Source organism: Cellulomonas sp. NPDC055163 (assembly GCF_053607065.1).
Map to the genome: position 1 here is coordinate 289,144 of NZ_JBSGSU010000007.1, position 19,638 is coordinate 308,781.

General features: G+C 76.7%; 16 protein-coding genes. 8 read left to right on the top strand and 8 right to left on the bottom strand.

Translation table 11 applies throughout. The features are described from left to right. Nucleotides 1-16: 16 nt before the first annotated feature. The 6 genes from ACWFNE_RS15830 to mtrA all read right to left on the bottom strand — a co-directional run bounded on the left by ACWFNE_RS15830 (nt 17) and on the right by mtrA (nt 7,387). Entirely contained in the window at nt 17-1,291 is a 1,275-nt protein-coding gene (locus ACWFNE_RS15830) for a winged helix-turn-helix domain-containing protein (protein ID WP_452123457.1), read from the bottom strand. Nucleotides 1,292-1,439: 148 nt separating this feature from the next. Continuing rightward, nucleotides 1,440-2,087 carry a ribosome hibernation-promoting factor, HPF/YfiA family gene (gene hpf / locus ACWFNE_RS15835; RefSeq protein ID WP_452123371.1) on the bottom strand — a complete coding sequence of 216 codons (648 nt, stop codon included), beginning with the start codon at nt 2,085-2,087 and terminating at the stop codon, nt 1,440-1,442. Nucleotides 2,088-2,251: 164 nt separating this feature from the next. Beyond that, a complete protein-coding gene (locus tag ACWFNE_RS15840; RefSeq protein WP_452123372.1) occupies nt 2,252-3,064 on the bottom strand; it encodes a ComF family protein in 813 nt (270 codons plus the stop codon). Nucleotides 3,065-3,162: 98 nt separating this feature from the next. Further along, nucleotides 3,163-4,956 carry an LpqB family beta-propeller domain-containing protein gene (locus tag ACWFNE_RS15845; RefSeq protein ID WP_452123373.1) on the bottom strand — a complete coding sequence of 598 codons (1,794 nt, stop codon included), beginning with the start codon at nt 4,954-4,956 and terminating at the stop codon, nt 3,163-3,165. Beyond that, nucleotides 4,953-6,707 (bottom strand): MtrAB system histidine kinase MtrB, encoded by a 1,755-nt coding sequence (mtrB, locus tag ACWFNE_RS15850; RefSeq protein WP_452123374.1) that lies wholly within the window; start codon nt 6,705-6,707, stop codon nt 4,953-4,955. The genes ACWFNE_RS15845 and mtrB overlap by 4 nt, the downstream gene beginning before the upstream one ends. Continuing rightward, a complete protein-coding gene (mtrA, locus tag ACWFNE_RS15855) occupies nt 6,704-7,387 on the bottom strand; it encodes an MtrAB system response regulator MtrA (protein WP_183295763.1) in 684 nt (227 codons plus the stop codon). The genes mtrB and mtrA overlap by 4 nt, the downstream gene beginning before the upstream one ends. A 287-nt stretch (nt 7,388-7,674) precedes the next feature. Between mtrA and ACWFNE_RS15860 the strand changes: the two genes are divergently transcribed. From ACWFNE_RS15860 to ACWFNE_RS15885, 6 genes are all read left to right on the top strand, one after another. Continuing rightward, nucleotides 7,675-8,838: a glycerophosphoryl diester phosphodiesterase membrane domain-containing protein gene (locus ACWFNE_RS15860; RefSeq protein WP_452123375.1), complete on the top strand. Its 1,164-nt coding sequence runs from the start codon at nt 7,675-7,677 to the stop codon at nt 8,836-8,838. Further along, the gene (locus ACWFNE_RS15865) at nt 8,835-9,605 is read left to right on the top strand and encodes a DUF4129 domain-containing protein (RefSeq protein WP_452123376.1); all 771 of its coding nucleotides are present in this window, start codon (nt 8,835-8,837) and stop codon (nt 9,603-9,605) included. The genes ACWFNE_RS15860 and ACWFNE_RS15865 overlap by 4 nt, the downstream gene beginning before the upstream one ends. Then, nucleotides 9,602-10,888, top strand: coding sequence for a DUF4350 domain-containing protein (locus ACWFNE_RS15870; RefSeq protein ID WP_452123377.1), 1,287 nt, complete (start codon nt 9,602-9,604; stop codon nt 10,886-10,888). Before ACWFNE_RS15865 ends, ACWFNE_RS15870 begins: the two co-directional genes overlap by 4 nt. Nucleotides 10,889-11,307: 419 nt before the next feature. Then, entirely contained in the window at nt 11,308-12,282 is a 975-nt protein-coding gene (locus tag ACWFNE_RS15875; RefSeq protein WP_452123458.1) for an AAA family ATPase, read from the top strand. Nucleotides 12,283-12,291: 9 nt separating this feature from the next. After that, nucleotides 12,292-13,584, top strand: a complete 1,293-nt coding sequence (locus tag ACWFNE_RS15880; RefSeq protein ID WP_452123378.1) for a DUF58 domain-containing protein — start codon at nt 12,292-12,294, stop codon at nt 13,582-13,584. Nucleotides 13,585-13,781: 197 nt separating this feature from the next. Next, nucleotides 13,782-15,002, top strand: a complete 1,221-nt coding sequence (locus ACWFNE_RS15885; protein WP_452123379.1) for a winged helix DNA-binding domain-containing protein — start codon at nt 13,782-13,784, stop codon at nt 15,000-15,002. 15 nt (nt 15,003-15,017) lie between these two features. Here ACWFNE_RS15885 and ACWFNE_RS15890 read toward each other — a convergent pair whose 3' ends face one another. Beyond that, nucleotides 15,018-16,007, bottom strand: coding sequence for a stage II sporulation protein M (locus ACWFNE_RS15890; protein WP_452123380.1), 990 nt, complete (start codon nt 16,005-16,007; stop codon nt 15,018-15,020). A gap of 49 nt (nt 16,008-16,056) precedes the next feature. Between ACWFNE_RS15890 and ACWFNE_RS15895 the strand changes: the two genes are divergently transcribed. Beyond that, a complete protein-coding gene (locus tag ACWFNE_RS15895; protein WP_452123381.1) occupies nt 16,057-16,875 on the top strand; it encodes an RDD family protein in 819 nt (272 codons plus the stop codon). Nucleotides 16,876-16,882: 7 nt separating this feature from the next. On the opposite strand, the gene ACWFNE_RS15900 is transcribed toward ACWFNE_RS15895, so the two are convergent. Continuing rightward, a complete protein-coding gene (locus ACWFNE_RS15900) occupies nt 16,883-17,671 on the bottom strand; it encodes a M15 family metallopeptidase (RefSeq protein ID WP_452123382.1) in 789 nt (262 codons plus the stop codon). 290 nt (nt 17,672-17,961) lie between these two features. Between ACWFNE_RS15900 and ACWFNE_RS15905 the strand changes: the two genes are divergently transcribed. Next, nucleotides 17,962-19,635 carry an ABC-F family ATP-binding cassette domain-containing protein gene (locus ACWFNE_RS15905; protein WP_452123383.1) on the top strand — a complete coding sequence of 558 codons (1,674 nt, stop codon included), beginning with the start codon at nt 17,962-17,964 and terminating at the stop codon, nt 19,633-19,635. The last annotated feature ends 3 nt before the right edge of the window (nt 19,636-19,638 follow it).

Here is a 19,638-nt window from a genome sequence, read left to right on the forward strand (position 1 = left end):
GACCCGTCGGGCGCCCTCACCGGGCGAGCGCCGCGGCGAGCGGCAGCGCGAGGTCCCCGCGCACCTCCCGGCCCTCTCCGGCGGTGCCCGGAGCGCCGACCTCGATCCCGTCGAGCCCGAGCCACCGTGCGAGGACCCCGAGCTCGGCGGCGAGCTCGCCCGGGACATCGCCCACCCGCTCGGCACGGGTCCGCCGCTCGGCCGCCGCGGCCGGCGCCGGCGGTGCGGTGTGCGCCGCGTGCACGCGCAGCACCCCGGCGCGGCGGTCCGCCTTGAGGTCGACGAGTGCGGCGAGCCGCTCGCCGAGCAGGAAGGGCAGCACGTAGTAGCCGTGCACGCGCTTGGGCGCCGGCACGTAGATCTCGATCCGGTACCGCAGCCCGAAGAGCTCCTCGAGCCGGCGGCGCTCGAAGACGAGCGGGTCGAACGGGCTGAGCAGCGCGCGGCCCTCCGCGCGGCGCGGGAGCGACGCGTCGCGGTGCAGGTACACGGGCCGGTCCCACCCCTGCACGGCGACGGGGCGGAGCACCCCGGCGTCGACGAGCTCGGAGACGGCGCGCGCCACCCGGGGGCCCTTGATCCGGAAGTAGTCCGCGAAGCAGCGCGCCGTCCCGATCCCGTGCGCGCGTGCCCCGATCTCGACGAGCGCGCGGACCGCGTCCTCGTCCGGCGGCTCGGGCTGCGCCGCGACGTCGGGCGGGAGCACGCGCTCCGTGAGGTCGTAGCACCGCTCGAACTGGGCGTTCCGCCGCGCAGCCGTGACCTCGCCGGTGAAGAAGAGGAACTCGAGCGCGCGCTTGGCGACCGTCCAGTTCCACCCCCACTCCGAGCGGTCGGCCGGGTGCTCGTGCTCGTAGAGCGCGTGCACCTGGCTCGCGGTCATCGGGCCCGAGTCGGCGATCAGGTCGCGGATCTCCTGGACCACGCCCGCGTGCCGGAGCGGGACGTCGCGGATCGTGCCCCACGCGTAGGTCAGGTAGCCCCGACGCCGCCACCCGAGCAGCCGGTACGTCTCGGGCGGCACGAACGACGCCTCGTGCGCCCACGCCTCGACGAGGCGGCGCGGTGCATGGCCCGCCGCCCGGTCGAGCAGCTCCGGGTCGTACGGGCCGACGCGTGAGTACGTCGGCATGAGGTGCGCGCGCGCCAGCACGTTGACCGAGTCGATCTGGAGGAGGCCGAGCCGGTCGACGACGCCCTGCAGGTGACGCATCGTGACCGCGCCCGTGCGGTCGGCGCGCGCCCGGTCGAGTCCCTGGGCGCGCAGGGCGACGCGCCGGGCCTGCGACAGCGAGAGGACCTCCGGCGCAGGCCCCGGCGTCGGGAGGCCGGGCTCGGGGTCCGGACGCGGAGCGGGGCGGGAGGTGGGCACCGGCCCATCCTGCCGCCCCGCTCCGACACTCACGGCGCGCTCCCCCGGCGCGCCGGCGCCGCCCGGCTCAGCCGACGGCGGCCGTCGCCTCGACGGGCTTCGGGCTCAGCGTCGCCACGGGGGTGTCGAGCTTGATCACGCCGTAGCTCCAGCCACGCCGCCGATAGGCGACCGAGGGCTGCGCCGTCTCGACGTCGATGAACAGGAAGAAGTCGTGACCGACGAGCTCCATCTCGTAGAGGGCGTCGTCGATCGTCATGGGCTGTGCGGTGTGCACCTTCTCGCGGATGACGACGGGCGAGTCGCCGAGGGTCGTCTCGACCACCTCGCCGGGTGCGGGGGCTGCCGCGGGGGGCTCGTCGGACACCACGGGCGGGCGTACGTCGACGGGCGTGAGGGGGGTGTGGTTGCGGTGGTCCTTGCGCCGGTCGCGCGAGCGGCGCAGGCGCTCCTGGAGCTTGGCGATCGCGAGGTCCAGCGCGGCGTACCGGTCGTCGGCGCACGCCTCGGCGCGGATCACGGGTCCCTTGTCGACGACCGTGAGCTCGACGCGCTCGGCGACTCCCGCCTGGCGGGGGTTGCGCTCGTGCGAGACCTCCACGTCGATGCGCTGGGCCTGGGGCGCGAGCTGCGCGAGCTTCGTCAGCTTCTCCTCGGCGTGCCGGCGGAACTTCTCCGGAACCTCGGTGTGACGACCTGCGACCACGATGTCCATGTGATCCTCCTGGAGGACGAGGGGGGCGGCTGACCGCCCGGTGACGTGCACATGTGCCCTTGAGGGCCGGACGACGGGCACCACCTCCTCCTGCATCCGGCGGGTGCGTGCGGACAGGTCTCGTCCGCCGGTCGCGCCGCTCCGGGTGCTGTCGGTTCGTTCCCTCACGCTAGCCCCGCGGCGTCCGGACGACCAATCGCCGCACTGCTCCGTCCGGGTGGTGGTGTCGCCGCGAGCGCCCAGCCGCCGAGCACCGCCGCGCCCGCCCCGACGAGCGCGTCCTCGCACGCCGCGAGCGTCGCCCCGGTGGTCAGGACGTCGTCGACGAGCAGCGCGGGGACGCCTGCAAGACCGCCCGGGCCCCCGCGTGCGGTGACCTGGCCGGCGAGGTTGCGGCCACGGGCCCGACCCGACAGCCCCACCTGGTCACGGCCGTGCCCGCGTCGCCCGAGGCACGCCCGCGCGCGGGCCGGGACACCGGCGGTCGTCAGCCCGGACGCGACGGCGAGCGCGAGGCGCCCGACCAGGTCCTCGCCCCGGCGCCGCCGGGCGGCCCGGGTCGAGGGGGCGGGCACGACGAGCAGCGTGGGGCGGCCCCGGCCCGCGGGGGCGTGCGCCAGGACGTCGAGCGCGGACCCCAGGGGCGGGCCCAGCGCGCGCCCGGCCCGCCCCGCGGCCGCCGTCAGCACCGGGGTGAGGTCGGCCCGGCCCCGGTCCTTCCACGCGACGACGAGCTCGCGCACGGGGCCGGTGTAGGGCGTGGTGGCCCAGACCGGCAGCGGGCCGCGTCCGTCGAGCCGGTCGAGCCGCCCGGCACCGTCCTCGCAGCGTTCCGGCCGGCCGAGCAGCCGGGACGCGCAGGCCGCGCAGAGCGCGACGTCGAGGGCCTCGCAGCCCGCGCAGGCGACGGGGAGCACGAGCCCGACGAGGTCGGCCCAGCACCGCCGCAGGCTCGACCTGCCCTCGTCCTCTCGCATCCGGCGACCGTGCCACCCGTCACCGGCGGGCGACGGGCGCGGCGCCCGCCGCCGCACGGGGCAGCAGACCTGGGCGGCCTGGGGGTGCGTCGCCGGGGTCAGCCGGGGAAGTACGGGTCCCGCACGCCGGTGGTCACCTCGGTCCAGCTCGCGTTCACGCCCGGGAGCCAGAACAGCCGGGCGTCGGACGTCGCGACGTAGAGCGAGCGCTGCCCTTTCCCGCCCGCGATCGCGACCGCGTCCTCGAGCGCCGGGAGCGTGCGCGTCTGGCCGGACAGCGGCACGAGGTGGTACGCCGCGCTCGTCGCGACCCCCGAGCGTCCGAGCACGCCGAGCGTCGTGTCGTCGACCCAGACGAGCTCGGACGCGTCGACGAGCGTCGCACCCGTGCCGAGCGGCTCGCCGAGCTGCAGCGGGCTGCCCGAGGCGTCCCGCACGACGCCCGCCACGTCGAGCGCCAGCCCGTCCGTGCCGGTCGAGAGCACCGCGACGCGGGCACCGTCGCGCGCGACGCGGACCGCCGTGACGCTGCGACCCGCGAGCCACGGCACGCTGACGTCGGCGCGCTGGCCGTCCGCGCGGACCGCGGTCAGCAGCCCCGCCGGACCGGGACGACCCGTCCACGTCCACCCGAGGCCGTCGACCGACGGCGCGAGCAGGCCCGGACCGCTCAGCATCGTCGTCGCGGGCTCGCCGCCGACCCCGAGGCGCACGAGGTCGCCCGCGTCGGACAGCGCCACGTGCACGTTGCCGCGCTCGTTGCGCGCCAGGTCGTGCACGCCGCGGCCCGAGAGCTCGGGCGCCGCGGGCAGCGGGACGAGCTCGCCGTTCTCGAGCTGCACGACGGCGTCCCCCGCGACCACCTCGAGCAGCGCGTCGGTGTCGACGCCCCGGCCCAGCTCGGCGGCCGACGCCGTGAGCGGGACCCCGCCCGCGGTGACCTCGACCGCGCGCACCCCGGGGATCGCGAGCGACGCCTCGATCTGGGCGAGCATCCGGGCGCGCTCCGCGGAGTCCGTGAGCGCCGCGGCCTCGGTGAGCCCGACGGACGCGGTGCTGTCGGTCTCGTCGACGGGGACGGTCTCCGGCGTGAGCTCGACGCCCTCCGGGATCGCCGAGCGGACCGCGTCGCGCAGCCACGGGGAGGGGCCCTTCAGCAGCTCGCGGACGATCGACGTCGCGATGTTCCGCACGGGGAACCACCGCGTCTCGGGCACGAGGGAGGTGTCGTCGGGCGTGAGGAAGTAGAGGTTCGCCGAGCTGAACAGGTTCTCGAAGTTCGACTCGTCGAGCACGACCCCGTCCTCGAGGCCCGCGATGCGCCACTGGTCCGAGCTGTCCTGCACCAGGTCGAACGCGAGCGACTCCTCCGCGTCGGGCGCCGCCTCGGCGTACCGGCCGTCGGCGTCGATGCGCGCCGCGACCCGCAGGGTCACCTGGACCTGGGTCTCGTCGACGACGGTGAAGGTCGGGCTGCTCGACGTCGGGTACACCACGACGCTCTCGCGCGGGCGCCAGGACGCTCGTGCGTCCCCGGCGAGGTACTCCCGGGCGGCCCGGAAGTCGCCGCCGCGGCGCGGGTCGCGGCTGAACCCGGCCTGGCTCGCCTTGAGGAAGCCCACGACGATCGCCTCGGGCTCGGCGTCGGTCGCGGGACGGTCCGCGAGCGGCATCACGGCCGGACCGGCGTCGCTCACCTCGACGTCACCGACCTCGACCGCGCCGGACGTCGGCATCGCGACGCAGGCGGAGAGCACCCACAGGAGCGGCAGGACGAGCACGAGCGCGGACGCGACGGTCCGGCGACGCGGCGTCCGGCCCGCGGCACCGGCCACCGCGCGGGCCGCCGTGCGGTGCGTGGAGCGGTGCGTCGGGCGGAGCGTCGTGCTCATCGCGTCTCCAGACGGTCGGTCTCGTGCTCGTGCTCGTGCTCGTGCTCGGCGTCGTGGTGCAGGTCGGTGAGCTCGGGCAGGGCCGCCGGGTCCACGCCGTGCCGGTGCTCACGCGGCACGGCCTCCGGCGCGTCCTCGGGCTCGAGCGGCAGCGGCGACGCGACGAGCCGGATCCCCGCGCGCCGGGGCAGCGTGAGCCGGAACACCGCACCCCCGCCGGGACGCCCCCAGGCCTCGAGCCAGCCGCCGTGCAGGTGGGCGTCCTCGAGCGAGATCGCCAGCCCGAGCCCGCTGCCGCCGATGGTGCGTGCCCGCGCCGGGTCCGCCCGCCAGAACCGGTCGAAGACGTGCTCCGCGACCTCGCGCGTCATCCCGACGCCGTGGTCGCGCACCGTGACCGCGACCGCCTCGGCGTCGCCGGCGAGCGTGACCTCGACGGGCGAGCCGTCGGCGTGCTCGATCGCGTTCACGAGCAGGTTGCGCAGGATCCGCTCGACGCGGCGCGGGTCGACGTCCGCGACGGCCGGGTCGGCAGGCAGGTGGACGCTCAGCCACGTCGCGCGGACCTCGGCGAGCTGCACGGCCTGGTCGACGACGGCGTTGACCGCGTCGCGCACGTCACGCCGCTCGGCGTCCAGCACCGCCGCGCCCGCGTCGAAGCGGCTGATCTCGAGCAGGTCGACGAGCAGGTCCTCGAAGCGGTCGAGCTGCGTCTGCAGCAGCTCGGCGGAGCGCTTGGCCGAGGGCTCGAAGTCGTGCCGGGCGCCGTGCAGCACCTCGCCGGCCATCCGGATCGTCGTCAGCGGCGTGCGCAGCTCGTGCGAGACGTCGGAGACGAAGCGGCGCTGCAGCGCCCCGAGCGCCTCGAGCTGGTTGATCTGGTCCTGCAGGCTCACGGCCATCTCGTTGAACGAGCGCCCGAGCGAGGCGATCTCGTCCTCCCCGCGCACCGGCATGCGCTCGTCCAGGTGCCCGTCGGCGAGCCGCTCGGCGACCTGCGCGGCGATCCGCACCGGCCGCACGACCTGCCGCGTCACGACCCACGTCATGGTGCCCAGCAGCACCGTGAGCGCGAGCGCCCCGATCCCGAGCACGCGCTGGAGGAACTCGAGCTGCTCCTGCTCGGCCTCGAGGCTGTACAGGAAGTACAGCTCGTGGGTCCCCACGACGGGCAGCGTGACCGTCTCGCCGACGACGACCGCGGGCACCTCGCGCGCCGGGCTGCCGTCGGCCCCGGCCGTCCCGCGCGGCCACGCGACCGACTGCCAGCGCTGCCCCTCGCCGCTCGCCGTCGCCGCGCGCAGCTCGGGCGAGATGAGGTCGACCAGCTCCTCGTCCGTCGCGCCCGCGGTCACGATCTGCGACGCGGTCGCCTGTCCCGGCGCGCGCAGCAGGAACACCTCGCGCTGCTCCGAACCGCCCGAGCCCAGCACCTTGACGACGTCGTTGAGCAGCTGCTGCACCTCGGAGCCGGTCGAGGCGGTCGACGCGGTGAACGAGCTCTGCGCCTGCCGCGTCGCCCGTGCGCTCTCGCGCAGCACCTGCTCCATGCGCTGCGAGAACAGCCCGGCCTGGATGCGGTCGGAGAGGTAGGCGCCGAGGCCGGCGAGCGCGACCAGGCCGACGGCGAGCGTCGTGGCGACGACCCGGACCTGGAGCGACTCGCGCCACGCGCCCGCCAGCGCGCGCTCGCGCCGGGTCAGCCGCAGCCGCGCGAGCCGCAGCGCCCGGCGGGCCCGGAACGCGTTCACTGCGGGGTCGTGCCCGCCTTGTAGCCGACGCCGCGCACGGTCACGACGATCTCCGGGCGCTCCGGGTCCGCCTCGATCTTCGAGCGCAGCCGCTGCACGTGGACGTTGACCAGCCGGGTGTCCGCGGCGTGCCGGTAGCCCCACACGCGCTCGAGCAGCACCTCGCGCGTGAACACCTGCCACGGCTTGCGGGCGAGCGCGACCAGCAGGTCGAACTCGAGCGGCGTGAGCGAGATCTGCTCGCCGTCGCGTGTCACGCGGTGACCGGTGACGTCGATCGTCAGGTCCCCGATCGCGAGGTGCTCGGGTGCGGGCTCGTCGCTGCGGCGCAGCCGTGCCCGGACCCGGGCGATGAGCTCCTTGGGCTTGAACGGCTTCGAGATGTAGTCGTCGGCACCCGACTCGAGGCCGAGCACCACGTCGACGGTGTCGGCCTTCGCGGTCAGCATGACGATCGGCACGCCCGACTCGGACCGGATGAGCCGGCACACCTCGGTGCCGTCCTTGCCGGGCAGCATGAGGTCGAGCAGCACGAGGTCGGGCTGGGACGCGCGGAACACCGCGAGCGCGTCGTCCCCGTCCGCGCAGAACACCGGCTCGAGCCCCTCGGAGCGGAGCACGATGCCGATCATCTCTGCGAGAGCGGTGTCGTCGTCGACCACCAGCACACGACCCTTCATGCGCACATGATCGCACCGCGCACCGCGCGTGCGGACCATGTCCGGTGCGGGGTCACCCGTGCGCGCCGACCCGGGGGGTGCTGCGCCACGCGCGCGCGCTGCCGTGGCACGATGAGCCGGCACGGCGCGGCACGAGCGCCGCACCCGTGCCTGCGCAGAACAGGGAGCGAGACGCGATGACGACCCCGCACGAGGACGCACCGGGACAGCCCGCACCAGGCGCTCCCGTGCCGCCTCCCCCCGCGCCGCCGGGCAGCCCCGCTCCCGGGGTGTCCGGGTGGGGCCCCGTGCCGGGGGACGTGCAGCCGGTGCCGCCGGCGCCCGTGCCGCCGGGGCCTGTGCCGCCCGGCGGGGCCGGCGGGTACGGCCAGCCGGGGACGTACGGGCAGCCGGGCGGGTCCGGCCAGCCCGGCGGGTACGGCCAGCCGGGCGGGTACGGCCAGCCCGGCGGGTACGGCCAGCCGGGCGGGTACGGGACCCCCGGCTACGGCGCACCGCCGCTGCCGCCGGCCGCGCTCCAGCCCGGGATCGTGCCCCTGCGGCCCCTGGGTCTCGGGGAGGTGCTCGACGGCGCGTTCCGCGCGGTCCGCGCCAACCCGCGCGTCATGTTCGGCCTCACGGTCGTCGTCGTGACCGTCGTCGTCGCCGTCATGTCCGCGGTCACCTGGTACCTCACGGGCATCCTCGCGGGCGCGCTCGGCGACGTGACCAGCGCGATCGACCCCGACGGGATGCTGGGCCTGCGCGACCAGATGGGGTCGCTGCTCGCGACCCTCCTCACCACGCCGTTCCTCGCGCTCGCCACGACGATCCTCACGGGCCTGCTCATCGTCTCGGTGAGCCGCTCGGTGATCGGGCAGACCGTGAGCATGGGCGAGGTCGTGCGTCTGGCACGCGGCCGGATCTGGTCGGTGGTCGGTTTCAGCCTGCTCGTGGGCGCCGTCTGGGTGGTCGCCGTCGCCGCGTACGCGGGCGGCGTCGCCGCGCTCGCTGCGAACGAGGTGTGGTGGGCCGTCGCCGTCGTCGCACTGGTCGGCGGGCTCGTCCTCGTCCTCGCCGGGTTCTGGCTCACGGTCCGGACGCTGCTCGTGCCGCCCGCGCTCATGCTCGAGGGCGGGCGGTTCGGGCCCACCGTCGCGCGCGCGTGGCGGCTCACGCGCGGCAGCTTCTGGCGCCTGCTCGGGATCTACGTGCTGGTCAACATCATCGTGCAGATCATCAGCCAGACCATCGCGATCCCCGCGATCACCGCGGCGATGATCCTGTTCGACGACCCGATGCTGACGTCGTTCGCGTCGGTCGCGGTCAGCTCGGTCGCGCAGGTCGTCGCGCTCACGCTCACCACGGTGTTCTCGGCGGCCGTCGTCGCGCTGCTGTACATCGACGTGCGGATGCGCCGCGAGGGGCTCGACGTGGAGCTCGCCCGTGCGGCCGACGAGCGGGTCGCGTGACGCTGCTCGCCCTCGTGCCCGCGCACGCCGGCGCCCTCGTCGCGGGCCGTGCCGGTGACGTCCCCGTCGAGCCCGGCGCGGACGAGGCACGCCGGTGGCTCGAGCGCGAGCTGCTCGAGCCCGTGTACGACGACAGCCCGAGCCTCCTCGAGCGGATCCTCGACTGGGTCGGCAGCCTGTTCGACGGCGTGCCGGCGCTCGGCCTGGACGGCCGGACCGCCGCGGTCGTCGTCGTGGTGCTGCTCGCGCTCGTCGCCGGCATCGCGCTGTGGGTCGCCGGACCCGTGCGCCGCACGCGCCGGCGGGGTGGCGGCGGGGTCGTGCTGGGCGGCGACGACACGCGCACGGCCGCCCAGCTGCGCGCCGCCGCCGACGCCGCCGCGGCCCGCGAGGACTGGCACGCCGCCGTCGCCGAGCGGTTCCGGGCCGTCGTGCGCTCGCTCGAGGAGCGCACGGTGCTCGACGAGCGGCCGGGCCGCACCGCGCACGAGGCCGTCGAGGCGGCGGCGTACCGGCTGCCGTCGTCCGCCACCGCGCTGCGCGACGCCGGGCGGCTGTTCGACGACGTCGTCTACGGCGACCAGCCCGCGGGACCCGCCGACGACGCCCGGCTGCGGGAGGTCGACGCCGCTGTCGCCGCCGAGCGGGCGCTCGGGACGCCGGCCGGCAGCGCCGGCGCGGACCGCACCCCGGCGCTCGCACCTGCGGGCGCCACCCGGGCCGCCGGCGGGCGCGACGACGACGCACCCGGTGGAGGGGACCGATGAGCGCCGAGGCGCCCGCGACCGCACCGGGCGGAGCACCCGGCCACGTCGTCTCCCCCGCTCCGGCCGGCACGTCGGCGGCGCCCCCGCTCGGCTCCGGCCCGGTGACGGTCACCGGCGACGGGTCGACCGCGCGGTCGCGCGCGGGCTCGCGGTGGCGGCGCTGGCGCTTTCCGCTCGCCGTGCTCGCGCTGCTCCTGCTCGTGGGGCTGCTCGCCGCGCTGCCCGAGCCCCGCACCTCGACCGTCCCGCTCGCGCCGGACAACGCCGAGCCCGACGGCGCCCGGGCGGTCGCGCAGGTGCTCGGGGAGCAGGGCGTCGAGGTCACCTACGTCCGCAGGACGTCCGAGGCGGTCGCCGCGGCCGACGCGGGCACGACGCTCCTCGTGACCGGCGACGCGCTGCTCGGGCCGTCGCAGCTCGAGGACCTCGCCGGGACCGGTGCCGACCTCGTCCTGCTCGACCCGACGGGGCTGCTCGACGAGGTCACGACCGCCGCGACGCGCAGCTGGTCGGGTGCGGACGACGGCGCGCCGACCACCCGGCTCGCCCGGTGCGAGGACCCGACGGCGGTGGCGGCGGAGGCGTACCGGTCCGGCGGGCCCGGCTTCACCGCGCTCGCACCCGAGGCCGTGACGTGCTTCCCGGCGACGCCCGACGAGGTGGACTCGGGCGCGTACGTCGTGGTCGAGGGCGAGCGGCGCGTCACCGCGTTCGCCGACGGCGGCTTCCTGCGCAACGACGAGGTCGCGGACGAGGGCCACGCGGCGCTCGCCCTGCGTGCGCTGGGCCGTCACGAGCAGCTCGTCTGGTACGTGCCGTCGATCGACGACTTCGGCGACGACGCCGCACCCGCCGGCCCCGGGGTCGGCGACCTGCTGCCTCCCGTCGCCCGGCTGCTCGCGCTGCAGCTCCTGGTCGTGGCCGCCGTGACCGCGCTGTGGCGCGGGCGACGGCTCGGCCGGGTCGTGACCGAGCCGCTCCCCGTGACGGTGCGCGCGGCGGAGACCACGCGCGGGCGCGCGCGCCTGTACCGTCGGGCACGCTCGTACGGGCACGCCGCAGCCGCGCTGCGGGCCGGGTCGGCCGCACGCTGCGCGCACCGGCTGGGCCTGCCCCGGTCGGCCGGCGCGCACGCCGTGATCGACGCGCTCGCCCAGGCCACCGGCCGGGCGGCCGACGAGGTCGCGGGTCTGCTGTACGGACCACCCCCGAAGGACGACGCCGGGCTGACGCAGCTGGCGCGGAGGCTCGACGAGCTGGAGAGCGAGGTTCACCGATCGTGACCGAGGCACACCCCACCGACCCGTGGCAGGCCACGGACGGTCCGCACGGCGCGCCGCCGCAGGCACCGCTCGACCGGCCGGCGGACGCGGCACCCCAGCCGTCCGCCGCCGAGCACGCTCCCGCGCCGCAGCACGCGCCCGCCGCACCGGCCCAGCACGCGCCGCAGCCGCAGCCGCAGCACGGTGCCTGGCCGGACGGCGGGCCGCAGCACGCCGCGGGGCCCGACCTGCAGAAGCAGCATGCGCCCGCGGCGCAGCCGCAGCACGCCGCCGCGCCCACCACGCCCACCACGCCCGCCACACCGTCCCAGCACGCGCCCGGCGCTCCGCCCCCGCCCGCCCCGCAGCCGCAGCACGCCGTCGAGCCCGCCCCGCAGCCGCAGCACGCCGCGCCGCCCGTCCCGCAGCACGCCCCGCCCGTGCAGGCCGCCCCTGCGGGCCCGTCCCCCGAGCTGCGCTCGGCCCTCGCGGCCGTCCGCACCGAGGTCGCGAAGGCCGTCGTCGGGCAGGACGCCGCCGTGACGGGCCTGCTCATCGCGCTGCTCTGCCGCGGCCACGTGCTGCTCGAGGGGGTTCCGGGCGTCGCGAAGACGCTGCTCGTCCGCACGCTGTCGGCGGCGCTCGACCTCGACACCAAGCGCGTGCAGTTCACGCCCGACCTCATGCCCGGCGACGTGACGGGCTCGCTCGTGTACGACGCGCGCACCGCGGAGTTCTCGTTCCGGCAGGGCCCGGTCTTCACCAACCTGCTGCTCGCGGACGAGATCAACCGCACGCCGCCGAAGACCCAGGCGTCGCTGCTCGAGGCCATGGAGGAGCGCCAGGTGTCGGTCGACGGCACCCCGCGCCGCCTCCCCGACCCGTTCCTGGTCATCGCGACCCAGAACCCCGTCGAGTACGAGGGCACCTACCAGCTGCCCGAGGCCCAGCTCGACCGGTTCCTGCTCAAGCTCACGCTCCCCCTGCCGGAGCGCGACCAGGAGATCGAGGTCCTCCAGCGGCACGCCGCAGGCTTCGACCCGCGCGACCTGGCCGGTGCGGGCGTCCGGCCCGTCGCCGGGGTCGCGGTGCTCGGCCGGGCGCGCGACGAGGTCGCGCGCGTGCAGGTCTCGCGCGAGGTGCTCGGGTACGCGGTCGACGTGTGCCGGGCGACGCGGCAGTCGCCGTCCCTGGCGCTCGGGGTCTCGCCCCGCGGTGCGACGGCCCTGCTGGCGACGTCGCGGGCCTGGGCGTGGCTGTCGGGGCGCGGGTACGTCACGCCGGACGACGTGAAGGCGCTCGCGCACCCGACGCTGCGGCACCGCGTGCAGCTGCGCGCCGAGGCCGAGCTCGAGGGCGTCACGACGGAGAGCGTGCTCGACACCGTGCTGGCCGCCGTCCCCGTCCCCCGCTGAGCCGGCCGCGTGGCGATCACCTGGCGGGCCGTCGCGCTCACGGCGCTCGGCGTCGTGGCGGTCCTCGTCGTGCCCGTCGCCGGGACGGTGCTGCTGTGGACGCTCGTGGTCGTGCTCGCGTGCGTCCTCGACGCCGCCCTGGCCGCGTCGCCGAGGCTCCTCGCGGTGCAGCGCAGCGTGCCCACCTCGGTGCGGCTCACGGAGCAGGTCCGTTCGGTGCTCACCGTCCGCAACGTCGGGACGCGGCGGCTGCGGGCCACGGTCCGTGACGCGTGGCAGCCGTCGGCGGGTGCACAGGGCAACCGGCACACCGTCGACGTGCCGCCCGGCGACGGCCGGCGCCTGACCACGACCCTCGTGCCGACCCGGCGCGGGGACCGCCACGCCGACCGCGTGACGATCCGGACCGTGGGGCCGCTGGGGCTCGCGGGCCGCCAGGCGTCGCTCGACGTCCCGGGCGTGCTGCGGGTGCTCCCGGAGTTCGCCTCGCGCCGGCACCTCCCGAGCCGCCTGGCGCGCCTGCGCGAGCTCGACGGCCGTGCGGCCGTCCAGGTGCGCGGCCAGGGCACCGAGTTCGACTCGCTGCGCGAGTACGTGATCGGCGACGACGTCCGGTCCATCGACTGGCGCGCGACCGCCCGGCGCGCCGACGTCGTGGTCCGGACGTGGCGCCCCGAGCGGGACCGGCGCGTCCTGATCGTGCTCGACACGTCCCGGACCTCGGCCGCACGCACCCTCGACGCCCCGCGCCTCGACGCGTCGATCGAGGCGGCGCTGCTGCTCGCCGCGCTCGCGTCCAAGGCCGGCGACCACGTCGAGCTCCTCGCGTACGACCGCAAGGTCCGCGCGCGCGTCGTCGGCGCGAGCGGCGCCCGGCTCATGCCCGCGATCGCCGACGCGCTGGCCCGTGTGGAACCCACCCTCGTCGAGACCGACTGGCCGGGTGTGGTGGGCCAGGTGCGCGAGCGCCTGACCCAGCGCTCGCTGCTCGTGCTGCTCTCGGCCCTCGAGCCGGCCGCGGTCGAGCAGGGGCTGCTCGGGGTCGTGGGGAACCTCGCGGAGCGCCACCAGGTCGTGCTCGCGTCGGTGCGGGACCCCGAGGTCGAGGAGCTGCGGACGGGCCGCTCGGACGTCGCCGCGGTGTTCGACGCGGCCGCCGCCGAGCGCGTCGAGCTCGAGCGCGCCGCGGTGGCGGCCCGGCTGCGCCGGCGCGGGGTCGAGGTCGTCGACGCGCTGCCCGACGACCTCGCACCGCGGCTCGCGGACACGTACATCGCGCTGAAGGCGGCCGGTCGGCTCTGATCGCGACGGCGGCGCGTCACGGCCCTGCACGCACCCGTCGCCCCCGCGTCCCTGCACGCGTCGGCACCGCGACGACCCCGCGCGCCTCCGGCTCCCGACGCCCACCGGCAGCCGACACCCCGGCACCCCGTCGTGCCGGGGGCAGGACGGCGGCCGTCAGCGCCCCTCGGGCGTGGGCGGGCCGGTAGCGTCGCGGCGTGGCCACCCGACGCACGCCCGGCGCCGCTCCGGGCCCGAGCGCTCCCCTGCTCGACCGCGCGGCCCTCAACCGCGCGCTGCTCGCCCGCCAGCACCTGCTGACGCGGGCCGAGATGCCGGCGGTCGCGCTCGTCGACCACCTCGTGGGGCTCCAGGCGCAGCTGCCGCGCTCGCCGTACACCACGCTGTGGTCACGCCTCGCGGGCTTCCGCCACGCGGAGCTGTCGCAGGCGCTGCTCGACCGACGGGTCGCCCGCATCGCGGTCATGCGCGGGACCATCCACCTCGTGACCGCGGAGGACGCGCTGGTCCTGCCCGGGCTCATCGCGCCGCTGTACGAGCGCGACCTGCGCCAGAACGTCCAGCACGGCGCCGCGCTGCGGATCCTCGACCTCGCGGAGCTCACCGCGGCTGCCCGGGCACTCGTCGAGGCGGAGCCGCGCCCGACGACCGAGCTCGGTCGCCTGCTCGCGGAGCGCTGGCCGGACGTCGCACCCGGGAGCCTGGCCTACGGTGCACGCGGCACGCTCCCGCTCGTCCAGGTCCCGCCGCGCGGGGTGTGGGGCCGGTCCGGTGCGACGACGTGGACGACGACGCGGGCCTGGTTCGGCGACGACCGCGCGGTGGGCGCCCCCGACCTCAGCGACCCGGACGTGCGCTCGGCCGAGCTCGAGCGGCTCGTGCTGCGCTACCTCGCGGCGTTCGGCCCGGCGAGCGTCGCGGACGTGCAGACCTGGTCGGGACTCGGCGGCCTCGCGAGGGTCGTCGACCGCCTGCGCCCCGGGCTCGTGACGTTCCGCGCCGAGCCGGGGCCGGGGTCGGCATCGGGCCGGGAGCTCGTCGACCTGCCCGACGCGCCGCGTCCGGCCCCGGAGACGCCGGCTCCGGTCCGGTTCCTCGCGGACTTCGACAACCTCACGCTCTCGCACGCCGACCGGACGCGGGTCGTCTCGGAGGAGCACCGGCGGGCGCTCGTGACGAAGAACGGGATGGCGCCGGGCACGGTGCTCGTGGACGGGCGGGTGGCCGGCACCTGGGCCGTCACGCGCGAGCGGCTCGACCCGGGCGGCGTGCGCGCGCGGCGCGAGCTCGCGACCCTCACCGTGCGCCCGCTCGTGCCCGTGGACGCCGCGACCCGCACCGCGCTGGTCACCGAGGCGGAGGCGCTCGTCCGCTTCGTCGCGGACGACGCCGCGGAGCACCGGGTCGCGCTCGCCTGACGGACGGCGCCGTGGTCACGCCGCGACGGCGACCGCGTACCCTGCCTCGTCGGCGGTCAGGTCGCCGGTCTCGTGGTCCGCGACCGCGCGTCGCCCGAGCACGTAGACGTAGACCCAGAACGCCGTGAGCACCACGGCCCCGATCACGATCTTGAGCCACCACGGGAGCCCCGAGCCGGTCACGAAGCCCTCGACGAGGCCCGAGACCGCAAGAACGCCCACGAGCCCGAGCGCGACGGTGAACAGCGCGCGCCCCTCCTCCGCGAGCGCGCGGGTGCGGGTGCGCGGGCCCGGCTCGACCCATGTCCAGAACAGCCGCAGCCCGGCCGCCCCGGCGACGAAGATCGCCGTCAGCTCCATGAGACCGTGCGGGGCGATGAGCTGGAGGAACACGTCGAGGCTGCCGTGCTCGGCCATCATGCCGCCGGTCGCCCCGACGCTGACGGCGTTCTGCAGGAGCATCCACACGGGCCAGATGCCGCTGATCCCGAGCGCGACGGACTGCGCCGCGATCCACGCGTTGTTGGTCCACACCATCGCGGCGAACCCCGCGCCCGGGTCGTAGTAGGACGCGAAGGCGTTCTCCACGTACTCCGTGCGCTCGCTGGGCGTGCCCATCGCCGCGAGCGCGTCGGGCTGCGTCGCGACCCACACGCCCGCCACCACGGCGAGCGCCACGCAGGCGAACGTCACGGCGTGCGTCCACCAGCGGATCCGGTAGAGCGCGGCAGGCAGCGACACGACGAGGAACCGGGCCGCGTCGCGCCACGCGGGCTCGTGCGCCCCCGCGATCAGCGAGCGGGCCCGGGCGAGGAGCTGCGAGAGCCGGGTGACGACCTCGGGGTCCGGCGCGCTCGACCGGACGGTCGACAGGTCGGTCGCCACCGCCTGGTAGAGGCGGACGATCTCGTCGGCCTCCGCGCCCGTGAGGCGACGGCGGCGCGTGAGCTCGTCGAGGCGCGCCCAGGAGGGGCTGCGCACCGCGGTGAAGGCGTCGAGGTCCACGCCCGTTACCCTGCCACAGGACGGGCACGGGACGACGAGGGGACGCGGGATGAGCGACGGGATCGTCACGGGCGAGGGCGTGCTGCTCGACGCGCGCCCCACGTCGTTCGCGTCGCGGGTCCTGGCGTCGATCGTCGACCTCGCCGCGCTCGGCGTCGCCGCGTTCCTCGTGCTGGTCATCGTCGGCCAGACGTCCTTCACGCCGAGCGAGGCGTTCCTGCGCATCGCCCTCGTGGCGACGCTCGCGACCGTCATGGTCATCGTCCCGACCACGGTCGAGACGCTGACCCGGGGCCGGTCGCTCGGCAAGCTCGTCGCCGGCATCCGCATCGTGCGGGACGACGGCGGGCCGGTGCGGTTCCGTCAGTCGCTGATCCGGGCCCTCGTCGGCATCGGCGAGCTCTGGCTCACGGTCGGCTCGGTCGCGCTGATCTGCTCGATCGCCCACCCGCAGGGCAAGCGCGTCGGGGACGTGCTCGCGGGGACGTACGCGGTGCGGGTGCGCGGCAAGGCTCCCGCGCGCACCGCCGTCGCGATGCCGCCCCACCTCGCCGCGTGGGCGCACTCCGCGGACGTGCGACGCCTGCCCGACGGGCTCGCTCTCTCGGTCCGCCAGTTCCTCGCGCGCACCGGGACGCTGCACCCCGCGTCGCGCGTGCAGCTCGGGACGCAGCTCGCGGCCGAGGTCGGCCGGTACGTCGCGCCGCTGCCACCCGTGGGCACGCACCCCGAGTACTTCCTCGCCGCGGTGCTCGCCGAGCGGCGTGAGCGCGAGCACGCCGCCGGGTGGCGCGCGGCGCAGCGGGCGGCCCAGGAGAGCGCGCTGCTGGCACGCCTCCCCCACGGCGTGCCGGACCCGGTGGACTGAGCGCCCCTCAGCGCCCGGTCACCGAGAAGTGCTGGTAGTCGACCGGTGACGTCCAGTCCCCGCCCCACCGCCACCCCGCAGCGGCGAACGCGGTGACGACCACGTCGCCCGCGTGCACGACGCCGGGCAGGTCGGGGCGGTCCGCGTACGGCTCGCCCTCGGGCGGCAGCACGAGCGTGCCGCGGACGTAGGGGTTCTCGCGGGGGTTGAGGTCGAGCGCGCGCCCGTAGGCGTGCTCGGACCAGCCGGTGCCCCGCGTGATCGCCCGGCAGTTGAACGCCGACGTGTTGTCCGCGGCCATCGACGCGTCGTCGCTGCCCCCGAAGTCGTCGACGAGGCGCATCGACCGGGTCGGGTACCCGGCGTCGAACAAGGTCCGGAAGATCCCGACGACGCCCTCGGCGACGTCCGCGTGCACCACGAGCTCGCCGGTGACGACGCTTCCCTCGAAATCGTGGTGCGTGAGCGTGAGGTGGCGCAGGTCCTCGAGCGGCACGGGGCAGCCCGGACGCCACGACGGGGCCATGCGCGCCGCGAGGTCGGGTCCGATCTCGCTCACCGTCGCGACGAACTGCGGCGCGGGCGGCTCCGGCGGGACCGTCGGCGGCGGCTCGGCGGGCGGTTCCGGGGCCGCCGCGCCCGGGGTCGTGGTGGCCGGCGTGGTGCTCGGGACGGGACTGCCGGTGGCGGGAGCGCTCGTGGCGGGGGTGCTCGTGACCGTCGCGCTCGCTCCGCCGGGGGCACCGCCGGTGCACCCGCCGAGCGCGAGCGTGAGCAGCAGGACCGCGGGGAGCATGCCGCCGGAGGCCGGGGAGGGACGGCGCGGTTCCCCGGCCGGACGCACGCGCCGCGGTCCCCCGTCCGGACGCCCGCGGCGGGGTCTCGCGGACGGACGCGGGCGGCGCGGTCCCGCGGACGCACGCATCCGGCGCGGTCCGGCGTCCGGCCGTCCGTCGTCCCTCCCCGGCACCGCTCCCCCGTCCGCCATGCACCGATCGTGCCGGACGGCGCTCGCGCTGCACAGGCCGCGGCAGCCGCCGTCGCCCCGAGGACCGGTACGCGCCCCCGGCAGGGGACAATCTCGGGGTGACCGCCACCCTCGTCGCCCGCGGCCTCGCCGCCGCGCACGCCGACCGCACCCTGTTCTCCGGTCTCGACCTCGTCGTCTCCCCGGGCGACGTGCTCGGGCTCGTCGGCGCGAACGGCGCCGGGAAGTCCACGCTCCTGCGGCTGCTCGCGGGCGTCGCGACCCCGGAGGCCGGGTCGGTGACGCTGTCCCCCGCGCACGCGCTCGTCGGCTGGCTCCCGCAGGAGCCCGAGCGGCGTGCCGACGAGTCGGTCGCCGCGCACCTCGCCCGCCGCACCGGGGTCACCGCCGCGCAGGACGCGCTCGACGCGGGGGCGCAGGCGCTCGCCGACGGCGTGCCGGGCGCCGACGACGCGTACGCGCTCGCGTTCGACCGCTGGATGGCCGTCGGGGCCGCCGACCTCGACGAGCGCACCGGGCAGGTGCTCGCCGACCTCGGTCTCACCGTGGACCCCGACCACCCGATGACGGGTCTCTCGGGCGGGCAGGCCGCACGCGTCGGCCTCGCCGCGCTCCTGCTCTCGCGGTTCGACGTGCTGCTGCTCGACGAGCCGACGAACGACCTCGACCTCGACGGGCTCACGCGGCTCGAGACCTTCGTCCGCTCGCAGCGCGCGGGAGTCGTCGTCGTGAGCCACGACCGCGAGTTCCTCGCCCGGTGCGTCACGGGCGTCGTCGAGCTCGACCTCGCGCAGCAGCAGGTCGCGGTGTACGGCGGTGGCTACGACGCCTACCTCGAGGAGCGGGCCACGGCCCGGCGGCACGCGCGCGAGGCGTACGAGCAGTACGCGGACCGGCGCTCGTCGCTCGAGGAGCGCGGGCGCACGCAGCGCGGGTGGATGGAGAAGGGCGTGCGCAACGCGATCCGGAAGTCCAGCGACCCCGACAAGCACATCAAGCACCACCACCGTGAGGGCTCGGAGAAGCAGGCCGCCAAGGCGCGCCAGACCGACCGCATGATCGAGCGCCTCGAGGAGGTCGCCGAGCCGCGCAAGGAGTGGGAGCTGCGCTACGAGATCGCGGCCGCCCCGCGCGGGTCGAGCGTCGCCGCCGTGCTGCGGGGTGCGGTCGTCGAGCTCGGAGCGTCCGAGCGCGGGCCCGGCTTCGTGCTCGGGCCGCTCGACGTGCAGGTCGACGCGGGCGACCGCATCGCGGTGACCGGGACGAACGGCGCCGGCAAGACGACGCTCCTGCGCGCCCTGCTCGGCCGCGCCCCGCTCACCGCCGGCTCGTCGTCGCTCGGCTCGAGCGTCGCCGTCGGCGAGGTCGACCAGGCGCGCGCCGCCCTCGGCGCCGACAGGGCCGGCGCGGAGCCGGTCCCCCTCGTCGAGGCGTTCGCCCGCGAGGTCCCCGACTGGCCGGACGCCGACGTCCGCACCCTGCTCGCGAAGTTCGGGCTCCGCGCCGCGCACGTGACCCGACCCGTCGGGAGCCTGTCCCCCGGCGAGCGCACGCGGGCCGCCCTCGCGCTGCTGCAGGCGCGCGGGGTCAACCTGCTCGTGCTCGACGAGCCGACCAACCACCTCGACCTGCCCGCGATCGAGCAGCTCGAGGAGGCCCTCGAGTCGTACACGGGCACGCTGCTGCTCGTGACCCACGACCGCCGGATGCTGGACGCCGTGCGGGTGACCCGCCGCTGGTCCGTCGCGGACGGTCGGCTCACGGAGTCCTGACCC

Coding starts and splice junctions, on each gene's coding strand:
- hpf (WP_452123371.1), bottom strand. CDS start 2,087: ATGGACATCGTGGTCGCAGGTCGTCACACCGAGGTTCCGGAGAAGTTC.
- ACWFNE_RS15840 (WP_452123372.1), bottom strand. CDS start 3,064: ATGCGAGAGGACGAGGGCAGGTCGAGCCTGCGGCGGTGCTGGGCCGAC.
- ACWFNE_RS15845 (WP_452123373.1), bottom strand. CDS start 4,956: ATGAGCACGACGCTCCGCCCGACGCACCGCTCCACGCACCGCACGGCG.
- mtrA (WP_183295763.1), bottom strand. CDS start 7,387: ATGAAGGGTCGTGTGCTGGTGGTCGACGACGACACCGCTCTCGCAGAG.
- ACWFNE_RS15870 (WP_452123377.1), top strand. CDS start 9,602: ATGAGCGCCGAGGCGCCCGCGACCGCACCGGGCGGAGCACCCGGCCAC.
- ACWFNE_RS15895 (WP_452123381.1), top strand. CDS start 16,057: ATGAGCGACGGGATCGTCACGGGCGAGGGCGTGCTGCTCGACGCGCGC.
- ACWFNE_RS15900 (WP_452123382.1), bottom strand. CDS start 17,671: ATGCTCCCCGCGGTCCTGCTGCTCACGCTCGCGCTCGGCGGGTGCACC.